Source organism: Candidatus Aegiribacteria sp. (assembly GCA_021108005.1).
GTDB lineage: Bacteria > Fermentibacterota > Fermentibacteria > Fermentibacterales > JCC-6 > Aegiribacteria.
Window position 1 is genome coordinate 23,831 of sequence record JAIORS010000013.1, and the last position, 14,141, is coordinate 37,971.

The 14,141-nt window shown below is 47.0% G+C and carries 11 protein-coding genes; 4 read left to right on the forward strand and 7 right to left on the reverse strand.

From position 1 onward, the window contains the following. A complete protein-coding gene (locus tag K8S15_00780; GenBank protein MCD4774566.1) occupies window positions 1-609 on the forward strand; it encodes a hypothetical protein in 609 nt (202 codons plus the stop codon). Window positions 610-725: 116 nt separating this feature from the next. Beyond that, window positions 726-3,095, forward strand: a complete 2,370-nt coding sequence (locus K8S15_00785) for a T9SS type A sorting domain-containing protein (protein MCD4774567.1) — start codon at window positions 726-728, stop codon at window positions 3,093-3,095. A 2-nt stretch (window positions 3,096-3,097) separates the two neighbouring features. Here the strand turns inward: K8S15_00785 and K8S15_00790 are convergent, their stop codons facing one another. Next, window positions 3,098-3,751: a TetR/AcrR family transcriptional regulator gene (locus tag K8S15_00790; protein ID MCD4774568.1), complete on the reverse strand. Its 654-nt coding sequence runs from the start codon at window positions 3,749-3,751 to the stop codon at window positions 3,098-3,100. Between the two features lie 103 nt (window positions 3,752-3,854). On the opposite strand from K8S15_00790, the gene K8S15_00795 reads away from it, so the two are divergent. Both K8S15_00795 and K8S15_00800 read left to right on the forward strand, forming a co-directional pair. Beyond that, window positions 3,855-4,979: a nitronate monooxygenase gene (locus tag K8S15_00795; protein MCD4774569.1), complete on the forward strand. Its 1,125-nt coding sequence runs from the start codon at window positions 3,855-3,857 to the stop codon at window positions 4,977-4,979. A gap of 123 nt (window positions 4,980-5,102) precedes the next feature. Continuing rightward, a complete protein-coding gene (locus K8S15_00800; GenBank protein MCD4774570.1) occupies window positions 5,103-6,266 on the forward strand; it encodes a 6-bladed beta-propeller in 1,164 nt (387 codons plus the stop codon). A 15-nt stretch (window positions 6,267-6,281) separates the two neighbouring features. Here the strand turns inward: K8S15_00800 and K8S15_00805 are convergent, their stop codons facing one another. The 6 genes from K8S15_00805 to K8S15_00830 all read right to left on the reverse strand — a co-directional run bounded on the left by K8S15_00805 (window position 6,282) and on the right by K8S15_00830 (window position 14,111). Further along, window positions 6,282-6,617, reverse strand: a complete 336-nt coding sequence (locus tag K8S15_00805; protein ID MCD4774571.1) for a cupin domain-containing protein — start codon at window positions 6,615-6,617, stop codon at window positions 6,282-6,284. A gap of 44 nt (window positions 6,618-6,661) precedes the next feature. Continuing rightward, complete coding sequence (locus K8S15_00810; GenBank protein MCD4774572.1) at window positions 6,662-6,859, reverse strand: YwbE family protein; 198 nt, start codon at window positions 6,857-6,859, stop codon at window positions 6,662-6,664. A gap of 37 nt (window positions 6,860-6,896) precedes the next feature. Continuing rightward, window positions 6,897-7,103: a hypothetical protein gene (locus tag K8S15_00815; protein ID MCD4774573.1), complete on the reverse strand. Its 207-nt coding sequence runs from the start codon at window positions 7,101-7,103 to the stop codon at window positions 6,897-6,899. Further along, window positions 7,100-9,559, reverse strand: a complete 2,460-nt coding sequence (leuS, locus tag K8S15_00820; GenBank protein MCD4774574.1) for a leucine--tRNA ligase — start codon at window positions 9,557-9,559, stop codon at window positions 7,100-7,102. The genes K8S15_00815 and leuS overlap by 4 nt, the downstream gene beginning before the upstream one ends. 152 nt (window positions 9,560-9,711) lie before the next feature. Beyond that, the gene (locus tag K8S15_00825) at window positions 9,712-12,942 is read right to left on the reverse strand and encodes a PAS domain-containing protein (protein ID MCD4774575.1); all 3,231 of its coding nucleotides are present in this window, start codon (window positions 12,940-12,942) and stop codon (window positions 9,712-9,714) included. A gap of 38 nt (window positions 12,943-12,980) precedes the next feature. Next, window positions 12,981-14,111, reverse strand: coding sequence for a hypothetical protein (locus K8S15_00830; GenBank protein ID MCD4774576.1), 1,131 nt, complete (start codon window positions 14,109-14,111; stop codon window positions 12,981-12,983). Between the last annotated feature and the right edge of the window lie 30 nt (window positions 14,112-14,141).

The following is a 14,141-nucleotide window of genomic DNA, read 5'->3' on the forward strand; positions in this document are numbered from 1 at the left end:
ATGACATCGAAATGCCGGACTGTCGCAGCAGCTGTTCTGATATCACTATTCCTTTTTTCATGCCCTGTTATGGCCGCAGGCGGAGGTGGAAGTTCATCCGAAGACGAAGATTCCAATTCCATGACATACATTACTGTAGGCCTAATTGTCGTTTTGGGTGGCTTGTTCTTAATCGATGTACTAAGCAGTTCAGATGAAGAAACCGTGCCGCTTCAAACTACAACTGACGGAATCGTTGATACAGGAATTAACTGGGATGAAGCCTTCTCATCAGGTACATCTCTGATGACTGTCGGAGTATCCGTCTTCCCTGAAGGAAACGGATCCATAACCTCCGCGGAGTTCATACACGTAATGAACGAACTGGCCGGTGGAAATATCACTGTCTACAATGACCCGCTGGACCTCGGAACAGGATCTGCGGACCACCAGGCGTCGATAGCCCGTGAGTACTTTGGAGTGGATTATCTGATATTCCAGGTGGAGAATCCGGAAATCCTTCAGTACGGGATAGCATCTCCGGATTCTGTCCTCTGGAAATCAGCTGACCAGTCTGAAAACAGCATCGTCTTGATTGTGGAGGAATTGCTGCAATCAGGTGTTTTTTAAGGAATATTCCCGGAACCTTTGCTGATCTGAAGTGTTACATAAGCATAGCTAAAGGCGACATATAGTTAAATATTTACCGGCCAGATTATTCGTTATCCTCTGACAAGGATGTGAGAATGAAATACTTTTTTACCATTATATTGCTTACAGTGGCGTTTTCCATTTCTGCGGGAGAAATGACTGTACCGATTCCACTGGATGCTTCCGATATCAACTTCGAGGAACTCGGTATTTACACAAGAATAACCGGCACAGGGATGAGGCTCATGGGTGCTGAAGGAGAACCGAGTCTTCCCGAGTTCACCGCCAGGATAGCGCTTCCCACCGGATGCGCGGCAACCGGAGTTGAAATAGTCGATGCGGTATATACGGACATCCGCGGCCGCTTCACTGTAATGCCTGCATCCGCGCCTGTTCCCCTTTCGGTCGAGCAGGAAATATATCCGGTTGAACCGGATCAGCATATTTACAGTTCAAGCGCAGCGTATCCTCAGAAACCGGTAAGTTTCGAGGGTTCAAGTGTTATTATTGGAATTCCAGTCGCTTACGTGAATGTATTCCCTGTAAGATGGAATCCTGCCAGCAAAACGGTTGAAGTTCTCACAGACCTTACACTGAACGTAACCTACGAGAACAGCCCCGCAGCATCCACAGTATCCAGAAGAAGCATACAGAGCGAACTGCGCTCACAGGAAATCGTCAGGAACTCCGTTGTGAACCCGGAAGCCGTTTCCGCTTCGGGCGCAGCAATAGTTGACTCGAAATACCTGGCCTACGGCGAATATGTCATTATCGCAACTCCAGCTTACCAGAGCTACGCACAGAACCTGGCAGATTGGAAAACCTCAAAGGGTGTCCCAACAAATGTATACACAACCACCTGGATTCAAAGCCAGTACAGTTGCTACGACCTGCAGCAGGAGATCCGCGCGTTCCTTACCGACTGCATTACAGAGGGTGTGGAATACGTTCTCATCTATGGAGACGACAATGTAATCGCTGGAAGAGACGCAAGAATCCATTATTACTCTTACACAGAGTACCCCCCCGTTGACCTCTATTTCGCCGATAACAACGATACAGCTCCCGGTGTTGACCTCTGGGACAGCAACCACAATCACATCTGGGGTGAATACGGTATCGATGATGTTGACTACCATCCCGACCTCTGGGTTGGAAGAGCAAGCGTTAGCAATAACCTTGACTGCACCTATTTCAACGAGAAAGTTTATGCTTACGAACGTATCTCGGCCACAGACTATTTTGACTCGGCTCCCATCGAAATGAGAATAGGTTACACAACCGAACTTCTCTGGTCAGATCCTCTTTGCTACGGTTCCGCAGGCGCGGAGCTGATATCCCCGATGGTACCCTCCTCATCCTGGGAAGAAGAAAAGTGCTACGATTCAGGCAGCAACAACAGTGTAACCATTACAAGAAATATGATTAACGCCGGGCCGCATCATCTGTACCACGCGAGTCACGGTTCGCAAACATCCTTCTCTCTGCCAGGTGGAAGCTATACAACCACTCATTTCCTGCAGCAGACCAACATTTCCGGTGGCGGACTCCCCGCGATCTGGAACTCCATCTCGTGCCTTATCGGCCAACTTGATGGGTATGAATGCATGGGCGACGCCTGGAATAATTCACCAAACGGCGGTGGCTTCGGAGCATTCAACGCAAGGTACGGATGGGGAGATCCAAGCAACCCTGGTTACGGTCCAAGCGAGATTCTCTCAAGGTACTTCTACGATGTAATGTGGAACGACAACCTTTACAACCTCGGTGTTGCTCACCTGATGGGCAGTGATGAAATGTGCCCCCCTTCCGATGAATGTGATGACTGGTGCGTTAAGGAATACAACCTCTTCGGAGAACCCGAACTGCCAATGTGGTTCGTTGACGCTCAGAACCTTGATGTCTCTCACATAAGCAGCATCACTCAAGCAACAACTTTCTCTGTAACAGTAAAATCCGGTGGTTCTCCTGTAAGCGGAGCAAGGGTTTGCATCCAGAAGGGCAACTGGCAGACCGGTGACATTTACACGGTTGATTCAACGAACGGCAGCGGAGTAGTTACTTTTTTCGTCAATCCATCTTCAACCGGAACTATGTCCGTTGTAGCATGGGCAAGGGACCATATATCCTATCAGGGATCTATCAGCGTTGACGGAACCGGACTTGAAGAGGGAAGCTTTCAGGATCACATCAACGCTGTAAGCGCTGTCTACCCCAGCCCCGCCATGAGCAGCGCCACAATACCCTTCAGTCTTGCCAGCGCAGGTACTGCCAGGGTTGACGTCTACGATCTATCGGGAAGAATCGTAACTACACTTGCGGCCGAAGAGATGGCAGCGGGTCAGCACAGTCTTGTCTGGGAATTGAAAGATACCAGTGGAAATGCTGTTCCGTCCGGTGTTTACCATGTAAGGATTGCAACCGCTGACTGGACAGGCACAACCAACCTGGTTGTAGTCAGATAGATTTACTTTTTCCTGAATCCCTCTATAAGCATGCTTATGGTGGCATCTGCTATCTGAGTAACACTTTGGGACGGTTTCGAATAGCCATTTATTAGAAGCGCATGAAGGCTTATACCGTCTTCACTGGTTCTGATCTGCCCGTCGATCAAAAGAAGAGAGAGCCCATGTACAGTCGCCCAGGCAACATTCGCCAGTTCCACAGGATCGTTCTGTTTGAATACTCCCTCTCTCTGACATGTTTCTATTACATCCATAAACTCTGAGAACGCTTTCCATGCAGCCTCTCTTAATTCGGGTACACCGGGCTCGGATACTACCTCTCTGCTGAACATCTGTCTGTACCTGGCGGAATTCCTTGTGGCGAATTCCAGGTATGCATTCGAAATTGCTTCGAATCGATCGAGAGGTTTTTTCTCGTTGGCGGACTTCTCATGAATGTATACCCTCATCATGTTGAAAGTATCCTCCGCAACCGCTTTCAGAAGGGATGCTTTATCCGGAAAATGCCTGTACGCAGCGGTTCTTGAGACACCAAGCTTTTTACTCAGCGATCTCATGGTGAGGCTATCTATACCTTCGTTCTCAAGAATTTCAGAAGTTACTTCTACAAGTCTTGATCTCAGATCTCCGTAGTGATAATTTTTGCGTTTAGTCATGAACCCTCCTATATTTATTGTAACTACAGATGTTGACTTTGTCAACATTGTCCATTATGTTGACGTCGTCAACATTGAACAGGATATCCGAAAGAAGGAAAGAATGAGTTCAAAGGGAATCCCAGAACTAATAATAGGACAATATAGAGCAAGTGTACCTATAATACAGGGTGGAATGGGATTAGGAATATCACTCGCGGGTCTTGCAACAGCGGTAGCTGAACAGGGTGCGATTGGAATTATCTCCACCGTAGGTATAGGAAGACAGGAACCGAATTACCAGAAAAATCTGAAGGAAGCCGACAGGCGTGCTCTGGTAAAGGAGATCCGTAAGGCAAAAAACTCAACAAACGGCATTATAGGTGTTAATATCATGATGGCCCTTTCCAATTACGAAGACCATCTGAAGACATCACTGGAAGAAGAGATCGACATTGTGATTATCGGAGCGGGTCTTCCCATGAGACTCCCTTCCTCTGTTCCCGAGAAAATTCTGCGGGAAGGACCTACCAGGTTCTTACCAAAGATTTCATCAGCCCGGGCTACGAGCTTACTATTGAAATACTGGGATCGTAATTACGAATACATCCCTGATGGAATAGTCGTTGAAGGCTCCCTTGCTGGAGGACACCTGGGATTCTCCAGAACCGACATTGAAAATAACAGTATCTCTCTTGAAAGCATTCTGCAGGGTGTTCTTGAAGCGATAAAACCTTTTGAGGATAAGTACGGCAGGAGTATTCCCGTGATCGCAGCCGGAGGAATCTATACGGGGAAAGATATATACGAAATCATGTCAACAGGTGTTAAAGGCGTAAAAATGGGAACCCGCTTCGTGGCAACCTACGAATGCGATGCCCACGAAAATTTCAAGCAGGCATATATCGACTGCAAAGAGGAAGACATTGTAATAATCGACAGCCCTGTGGGTCTTCCCGGAAGAGCCATCATCAGTGAACTTCTTCGAGATGTACAGAAAGGCATACGTAAACCTTTCGAATGCCCATGGAAATGTCTCAGAACATGTGACTTCCTGACTGCGCCATACTGCATAGCAAAGGCTCTTATGAACGCCAAAGAAGGAAACCTCATTGACGGATATGCCTTTGCCGGAGCAAACGCCTTCAGAATTGACAGGCTCATGTCGGTGAGTCAGCTGATTTCTTTACTTATGGATGAATTCAATGCAGCCAGTTTGAAACATTCGCTTGTTCAAGCGTACATATAAACCGAGATAACTGATCCTTATAACTCTGAGCTGGAACTTTCATTCAGTCCGCTTTATAAAAGCAATCAGATTCAGTATTTAGTTAATTTCGTATTTTCGAAAATAGGAGCAAAGGAGACTGTAATGAAAAACATTCATGCTGTATCAGCGGTGATTATTTCTCTAGCCCTTACAGTAATGACTGTTTCAGGATGCGGTGAGGATACTGAACCGGAAACACCAGATGACATTTCGGCCCCGGAGACTCTTGATACTCTGACCGTTGCGGTTACTGATACTATTGGAATCGAAATGGGTGACAGCTCTTACGTTTTCGGTATGCTGATGGAGGTCGCTCATGGTTCTGCCGGAGAAATCATCGCTCTGGATATGAACAGGTCATGCATTTCAATCTTCTCTCCCGAGGGTGAATTCATCGGATCAATCGGTTCACCGGGACCGGGACCCGGAGAATTTCTGATACCCATGGATTTTGCGGTCATGTCCGATGGAGGTGTTGCGGTTTCTGATGCTATTGCTCGAAATATTTCCTTCTTCGATAACGAAGGTACTTTCCAAAAAACACTTGATGGCTTCTTCCCGACACCGCCCATGTCAATAGAAGGTTGCCCGGACGGAGGCTTTATCGGTCAAAGCATGTCTATGGTGATGTCCGGAGAAACCATGGATGCTTCAATGCAGCTGTGCAAGTACACCGACAGCATCGAAGCAGATCTTACGTTCTTCTCAAAACCGATAGAAATGGACTTCTCGGGCGGGGACCACTCTTCGTTTCAAAGGGGTCCGGAGTTCGATTTCGCAGTTGGTCCGGATGGAAGCGTTTTCGTGGCCGAGATATCCGATACGCTCTTCGCGGTAAGCGGCTACTCCCCGGATGGAGAGGAATTCTTCACCCTTATGGAAGAGAGGGAAAGAATACCCTTAACTCAGGAGGAGATAGATGCCGGATCACTTACCATGTCCATCATGGTAACCGATGGCGAGGCTTCCGCCGGTATGGACAGAGTTGAAAATGTATACCCATGGAGAAACGTTATAGCTTCTATTGGTATAGACGCGGAAAAAAGGATATGGGTTGAGATGGCAGGTACGGATGCACCGGTATTCAGAGTGTACGACTATTCCGGCACTCCTCTTTTCGTGGCTGTAACAGACGTTGAATTCACTCCAGTAACGCGTCCTTCGTTTATGATAGACGCGGGTGGAATACTGGCTTTTGACAGTGACCCTATGGATTATCCCAAAATTTACAGTTTCCAGATTCCGGGTGCCGGGCCTGATAACTAATATTCCGGCACCATTCTATTTTGGAATTGAACAGAGGAATTCCAGGGGTTCACTGCCTGTGTTCTCGAAGTTGTGCTCCTCATCTGGCAGAACAAGCACCGCTGTTCCGAAGGCGAGTTTATAACTGCTCTCCCCCAGATGGACTTTACCTGTCCCGGACAGTATGTAGACTTCATGCTCCCAGGGATGTGTATGGCATGGCGTGTGACCACCCGGTTCAATTGTAAATTGCCGCATAATGAAGTTCGGAGCACCGTCGGCCTCCGAGATAAGCACTCGCTTTTTTACACCCTTCGCATTCTCAATATTTACATCTTCAGCTTCTACATTTGTATATTTGCGAACTACCATGATGTACCTCCAGTTCTCTCCAGCTTAGTGCCTGCGCTGTTTTTTCAACCACATGATGATATCTCTTTAACTCTTCCCACAATTCCATTCTCCAGCCGAACCTTAATGCCATGAGGATGCTTCGATGATCTTGTCAGAATGTCCTTAACAATCCCTTCGGTCAATTCACCGGAACGCTGGTTAACCTTGGTGACAAGCTTAACCACTATGCCTGGTTTGATATCTGCTCTACAGGGAAGCATCAATCGTTCATCGCTTTCCGAATCGTATGGATACCATTTAAAACAGACATCTGAGTATCAGCAGAATACCAATTAAAATAAGGGGCACTCCAGCAATTGCTCCGATAACTGTTATACAGAGTACCACTCCAAGAACTACGAACACTGTGCCGATAATCCCGGCAACAAGCCTTCCCGTAAGCACAAGTATCCCGGTGACCAGCTTCCAGATGAGAGTAAAGGGCTGCATAACGGGAGCTGTCATGGTATAACGTTAACGAGTTTGCCGGGTACGACTATTACCCTTCTTGGTTCTTTGTCCCCCAGCATCTCTTCTATCCTGTCCAGCGACAGAGCTTTTTTCTCGATCTCATCGGTACTGGCGTTTGTGGCTATTCTAATCCTGCCGCGGATCTTTCCCCTGACCTGAACGACTATTTCAACGGTGTCCAGAATAAGATCATCTTCATCCCATGATGGCCATTCCCATCTGAAAACCGTATCTCCAGGGAAGTTCATCCGCTCCCATAGTTCATCGGAGATGAAGGGTGTCATGGGAGCCATGAGTACAAGCAGTTTCCGGATTGAGTCCCTCCAGAATTCGCCTGCAGTTCCGGCTCTCTCCCTGTTTGCAGAAAGAAAATTCACAAACTCCATCATAGCGGCAACTGCCGTATTGAAAGCAAAGGAATCTATATCCTCGGTAACCTTCTTCACTGTCCTTGCAGTGTTGTAACGAAGTTCTGTAATAAAATCGTCATCCTGCTCCGTTGGAACAGGTTCAGCCGTTTCATGAACCACCGACCATACCCTCCTGAGAAACCTGTAGGTGCCGGCTATACCCTTCTCACTCCAATCCAGTTCCGCTTCGAATGGTCCCATGAAAAGGATATAAAGCCGCAAAGCGTCAGCGCCGTACTTCTCTACCATCTCATCCGGAGTCACGATATTTCCCTTTGATTTAGACATTTTCTGCCCATCGCCTCCGAGTATCATTCCCTGATTCTTCAGCACTGAGAATGGCTCAGCAAAATCAAGCATACCTTCATCGTACATGACCTTTGTCCAGAATCTGGCATAGATAAGGTGCATTACAGCATGCTCCGCGCCACCTACATAAAGGTCCACAGGGAGCCAGTATTTCACCGCTTCCGGATCGAAGGGCCTATCGGATTCATGCGGGGAGGCAAATCTGAGGAAATACCACGATGAGCAAACGAAACCTGCCATCGTATCGGTGTCACGTCTGGCTGGGCCTCCACATTCAGGGCATGAAGTATTCACCCATTCCTCTGCCCTTGCCAGAGGTGAACGACCCGAATCATCCGGCTCGAAGTTATCCATTTCGGGGAGAATTACCGGAAGATTCCTGTCCGGTACGGTTCCGCATTTCTCGCAGTGTATTATCGGTATCGGGGCTCCCCAGTACCGCTGTCTTGAAACCAGCCAGTCCCTTATCTTGTAACGGACATCCGGTTTCCCTATTCCATTCTCAATGGCATATTCAGCCATCTTTTCCCTGGCTTCATCGGAATCCATGCCGGTAAAGGACCCGCTGTTAATGAGCTGTCCGTCCGCGACAGTAGCCGCATCTGAAACCCCCTGTGGTACGCCTTCGGGAGTTATAACCTCAACAATTGGTATGCCGAATTTTGTAGCGAATGCATGATCCCTTTCATCATGGGCTGGCACAGCCATTATAGCAGCTGTCCCATAACCCGCCAGAACATAATCGGCGACATACAGCGGAATCTCTTCACCGTTGTATGGGTTTACAGCGAAGCAGCCGGTAAACACACCGGTTTTATCTTTATCCGCTGACGTAGTCCTCTCGAGGTCGCTCTTTGTCCTGGCTTTTTTCACATAATCAAGGACTTCATCATGTTTCTCTAACGTAACCAGTTTCTCGATACCCGTATACTCGGGAGCAAGAACACAGAATGTAGCACCGAAGATAGTATCAAGCCTGGTGGTATATACCGGAAGGCCTGATTCAAAGTCTGTTTCAGGATTAACCGCCTTGAAAAGAACCTCGGCTCCCTCGGATCTTCCTATCCAGTTTCTCTGCATGGCTTTGATCCCCTCGGGCCAGTCGAGACCTTCAAGGTCGTGAAGCAGTCTGTCGGCATACTTGGTAATCCTGAAGAACCACTGCTTCAGTTTCTTTCTGGTAACCTCACCTCCGCAGCGCCAGCAGATACCGCCTGCTGCCTCTTCATTGGAAAGGACTATCCTGCATGCGGGACACCACATCTGATCCTTCTCGGTCTGATAGGCAAGCCCCCTGTCAAAGAGGAGATTGAAAAAGTACTGGGTCCACCTGTAGTAGCCGGGATCGCTTGAGTTGATCTCCCTTTTCCAGTCGTAACTGGCTTCTATGAGTTTAAACTGTCTGCGGTATGTGTCCGAGTTGATTCTGGTCACTTCAGCGGGGTGTGTACCTGTTTTAATGGCGTACTCCTCCGCCGGCTGGCCAAAGGCATCCCAACCCATAGGATGCAATACGTTGAATCCGTCCATCCGTTTCTTACGGCATATGACATCTGTGGGGATGTAATTCTTGCAATGGCCAACAGAAAGACCAGCACCAGAGGGATAGGGAAAATAGTCAAGACAATAGAAGGGTTCTCTGTCATGTTCCGTACCGGTTCTGTAAAGTCCCATCCTGTCCCAGACAGGCTTCCATTTTTCTTCAAGTTTTCTAAAATCGTAGGGATCCAAGGTTATTCCTCCAGATGATATTCATCAATTAATTGATAATACGAATCGGTAGTATGAGCAGAAAAGAGGTTGAGGTAAAGTATAGGCAACCCTCTCTTGAAGTAAATTCCGGATGAGTTGCCAAAGCAAAGCAGACGATTCAATTATCGATGTTAGTCTATGCAGGGGAAAAGCATGTACAGGGAACATTTGTCTTCATTCATGAAAAGAGCAGCACCAGTAAGTCGCAATATCATACACAGCAGAGATATCTCCGAGGCAGGAGGTATCCCTCCCGAACAATCCACAGGTGTAGTCAGATCGCAAAATCCTTCAGAAATATTCTTCAAGGGGCTCCCGTCCGCCTTGCGGATATTCAGTTGTACGTACTGCTCAACTCCATTGGACAGACCCTCCCTGTTTTTAAGATTTTTTCTTTTTATGACAGATATCTTAAAGGCGGGTGCTATTTCAGAACAGACAATACTGCATAAATGCACCGTAACCTGCTGCATAAGGTCAATATTGCCTGAAATATCGTATAGCCCTCCCAATATGGAGATATCCGGAGAAAGCATACCTGCTTCAGCGAACGATGACATTACCTTATCAAGATAGAATTCAGTGTTTACCCTTTCAGGAATGGTATTCAACGACATCTGTATCAGGTGAAGATATTGGTAACCCTTGTCCATCCCCTCGAAAGCGTACTTTGCTGTATTTAAAACAGCCGCTACTGGATGATCAGGGTTAAGAACTTCTTTAATACGCAGGAAGCCCATACTGATGGAAGCAATAAGACTGTCCAGCATGTCCCTCAGCGCAATTCCCGATGCTTCGGCTATATCCAGGTATTTAAGATGTGTTGTATATGAAGGGTCGGATACTGGCCACCATATGATCAGTGCCTCCCCTTCATGTCCATCAAGAGACACAGCAGCCATCTGTATATAATCACCGCTGTCAGTTTTGAGTTTCATATTCAGTCTGCCCTTTTTCAGTATGCCTGATATTGACGCATCCAGATATGACCATTCAGTGCCGGAGAACGTATCGTAAACTGTCCGGTTGGAAACGACTCCATCTGTTATATCCATCCAGGTGGACAGAAGTATCCTGCCGCTGCTGTTTGAGATGAGGAATTTGCCAGCTGCCCTCTCCGCAATAAGTACAAATCGCCTTCCTATGGCTGCCTTTTCAAGTTCGACACAGGTTCTGGCAACGTTTCGGGTAAAATCCTTCATGACGGAGTATTCTTTTCCACCTTGAAACAGGCATTCTCCTATTATCTCGGTATCGGTTTCCAGTGAAAGTGTCCATTGGCGTAAGGCTTCCGCATCAGTTTTCTGATCGTAGGAAGTTCTGGTAACGGGATTTATACCTCGGATCTTCAGAGTAACCCTGGACGCTCCGGATATTTCAAGCAACGCAGCTGCTGCTGCCTCTTCAATCCTGATTCGGTCCGAAGCTGAAAGCAGGGCCGATGTTCCTCTGCTCAATGCGGAATATATCTCGGCTGCTTTTTTGGCTGAATTAATACTATAGGTATCATCGGATTTCACACCGGCAATGATTATAACGGGTTCCAGATTTCTACCTTCCACCGATTCCGTTCTAAACAGGCGCCAGGTGCACCTGGTAGTATCTCCATTCTGATTTTCAACTTCCCATGATTCAGGGAATTCCGAAGATCCGTTTCTGATATATTTCTGGGCTGCACTGATTCCGCCTATACCATGGAAAAGAATATTCGCGGCAAGCTCTGACCTGCTGGAAGCAAGATCGAATGATACATCGGTTAATTCCTCCATAGGTCTATTCCATAGTATAACCGACCAGTCGATCCTGAAAATGGCAACAGGGACATCAAGTGAATCGATGACGGTACTGGCTAGTTTACTTTGCCTGCCGATCAGAAGATCCAGGTGCTCGATCTCCGTCTCATACTCGTTGGCATTGAAATGCGCCATGACAATTCTAGCGGAAATTTCTGCAAGGGAAAAAGCATCCGACGATAAATTGCTTTTCGTGTTAGCCATAACAATATACCCGAAGGTTTTTCTTTCCGATTCAAGTGGAAATACAAGACAGTTATCAAACCAGGTATTAAGAACTCCAATATCGTCTCCCGTGATTCTGTATCCTGTATCGGATTCCATTAGCACAGGTGCCAGCCTTAACTCCGAAAAGGCTTCAGGGACATCATCCGGCCAGCTGGATGTACTGCCTTTTAGTCTGCTGTCCGAGAGGGGGTCGGAAAGATAGATTGCCACAGCATCTGCAGAAATGCAATCCTGAAGTCTTTCTGCGATTTCATCAGAGCTGAGTGTTCTACCGGATTGCAGATCATCAGCCAGCTGGTTTACTCTTTTAACCGTCTCCAGGTTGTTTCTGTAACTTTCGTTCATAATTGTGATTTCTGAAATATCCTCAAATATTCCAACCGCATAGAATACTTCCCCTGAATCCTCCATAATTGGATGAACGTCCTGGAGAATTATCTTTCTGGTTTTATCTGGAAGAGTGAAACGGGCAGTTCTGGCATTCTCCTTTTCCTTTGAGTTGTCTACGAAAAATGGTCTGGTCTGGTCTTCTATGATCTCATAACTTTCGCTAGGTAGAATTTCATGAAGGTGGATACCAAGCAGGTTTTCCACCAGCCCGAACATGCGGCCGAAAGCTCTGTTCGCAACGAGAATCCTGTAATCTTTATCGAACAGAACCAGGCCGGTACTCACGGAATGAAAGTATGCCTGATTCATCTTTCTGCTTGTTCTGAGTCGGTTTTCGGCCTGAAAGCTCTCGGTTGTATCGAAACAGGTGCCCACCAGACCACTTCCACCTGGTGATAATGTGCACTCAATTCTCCGCTGAGCATCCGGACGGCAGATTACTTTGATCTGTTTGCCATCCAACACCATCTTTATGACATTATCCCATGAATACAGAACCGGAGATACAAGAACATCCTGCAAGTTCTTACCTATTATGTGCTTCTGGGGAACTCTGAATATGCTGGACATCGCTTTGTTCCAAAGTGTTATACTGCCGGTTCTATCTGTTCCTACAATACCCGCACCAAGTTCATCAAGCATGATATTGCTGCGATTCTGGAATCCGGCAGTACCGAATAGAATTATCTCGGCCTGTTCCCTAACAGTGGTTACCGAACCGGTGAGAGATGATGTGGACAGATAAATCGGGATATCCGGTAACCCGCTGGCCAGAACGTTTGCCAGCTCGGTGGGTAGAAGGCTAAGAGGTTCAGTTGAGTTTATCAGCCTTCGCGCACTTACTCCCAGTAAGCCTTCACTGTCACCGGAAACAAGCAATGCACCTGAATCCGGAGTCCAGCTGATTCTTACCCATCCACGGGAAGTGGAATCTCCTGAATCAGTTTTCATTAAATTCGCTCTCATAGTCAACGATGAAATCGTTCAAACTAAATCATGTACTGCAGTCCAATACAGAAATGAGTCCAGGAATCATCAATATAATCCGAATATTCTTTGGGGAAAGATGTGCTGATCCGGGATCTGCCCATATGAGATAACGCTAAGTCTACTTGCATTGGGCCTGACTGGAAGTTTCCTCCTATGGAGAAAGCCAATCCTACGCGGTTCATGTTCGCTCCCTCATTGAATCCGACGCCTGCCATAATGTTGATATTATGCTTTATGGGAGTCTCAATAGAGAGTTTTCCGTGAAAATAGTTCTTGTTAAACGGATCAATTATTTCACCCTCAAAACCCATCGTAGTATTACCGATGTGTTCGGCCCTGGCTTTACCCGAAAGTGCTAAAGAAGAATAGTAATGATCGGAAGAACCTGAAGTGTAGCACGCGCCAGCGGCTATTCCATCATCCCCTAGAATGAATCCCGCGTGATAGCATGCTTCGGACATATCCCAGCTCCAGGAAGCAGTTGAATCAACAAATGGAGTGTACTTCCTATCGAAGCTGTAATCGTAACTAACTTCACCGAATCTCAATCCTGCGGATACTCCTGCTGCAAAATTATCGGTAACACTACACGAAACACCTCCAAGAGCTTCCCAAAGACCTCCTTTGGCCGTTAATCTTTCAAAAATATCAATCCCGGGATGGGAAGGATCATCGGGCAGATAATGGGTTCCGTTATACTGGAAATCCGATACCTTTGCAACACCGGCTCCTATAACCAGATCCGGTCCGGTCCTGAAAGCCATTGCACCTGTAGCTGAACCAAATCCTGCTTCCGCCCGTTGTATTATACTGGTAGTGTCAACAACCTCCTCCGTCCAGGCAAGAAAAGATGAGGAGGCAGTCATATTGAAACTGTTTACTTCGGAAAGGGTGGCAGGATTAAGAAATAGTGCGGAGGCTCCCTTAGCACCAAATACCCTGATACCAGCCATGGCAGCAGATCTGATGCTGACAACATTTACGGTGTTTCCATAAGTTTGAGCGTCGTGAAATCCATACCCGAGACTTGCTTCAGGAACAATAAACAGAATCAGGATTAGTGTAATAAGAGTCGATACTGCTTGTGCGGTTCGTCCCTGTGAAAATACGGAATTTGAGAAATCGGGCATAATTAATTCCTTTCTTGTGATTGTTATTGT

What these genes read in the sequence shown, in the direction of transcription:
- K8S15_00780 (MCD4774566.1), top strand. Translation starts at nt 1, where the DNA reads ATGACATCGAAATGCCGGACTGTCGCAGCAGCTGTTCTGATATCACTA.
- K8S15_00785 (MCD4774567.1), top strand. Translation starts at nt 726, where the DNA reads ATGAAATACTTTTTTACCATTATATTGCTTACAGTGGCGTTTTCCATT.
- K8S15_00790 (MCD4774568.1), bottom strand. Translation starts at nt 3,751, where the DNA reads ATGACTAAACGCAAAAATTATCACTACGGAGATCTGAGATCAAGACTT.
- K8S15_00795 (MCD4774569.1), top strand. Translation starts at nt 3,855, where the DNA reads ATGAGTTCAAAGGGAATCCCAGAACTAATAATAGGACAATATAGAGCA.
- K8S15_00800 (MCD4774570.1), top strand. Translation starts at nt 5,103, where the DNA reads ATGAAAAACATTCATGCTGTATCAGCGGTGATTATTTCTCTAGCCCTT.
- K8S15_00805 (MCD4774571.1), bottom strand. Translation starts at nt 6,617, where the DNA reads ATGGTAGTTCGCAAATATACAAATGTAGAAGCTGAAGATGTAAATATT.
- K8S15_00810 (MCD4774572.1), bottom strand. Translation starts at nt 6,859, where the DNA reads ATGCTTCCCTGTAGAGCAGATATCAAACCAGGCATAGTGGTTAAGCTT.
- K8S15_00815 (MCD4774573.1), bottom strand. Translation starts at nt 7,103, where the DNA reads ATGACAGCTCCCGTTATGCAGCCCTTTACTCTCATCTGGAAGCTGGTC.
- K8S15_00825 (MCD4774575.1), bottom strand. Translation starts at nt 12,942, where the DNA reads ATGAAAACTGATTCAGGAGATTCCACTTCCCGTGGATGGGTAAGAATC.
- K8S15_00830 (MCD4774576.1), bottom strand. Translation starts at nt 14,111, where the DNA reads ATGCCCGATTTCTCAAATTCCGTATTTTCACAGGGACGAACCGCACAA.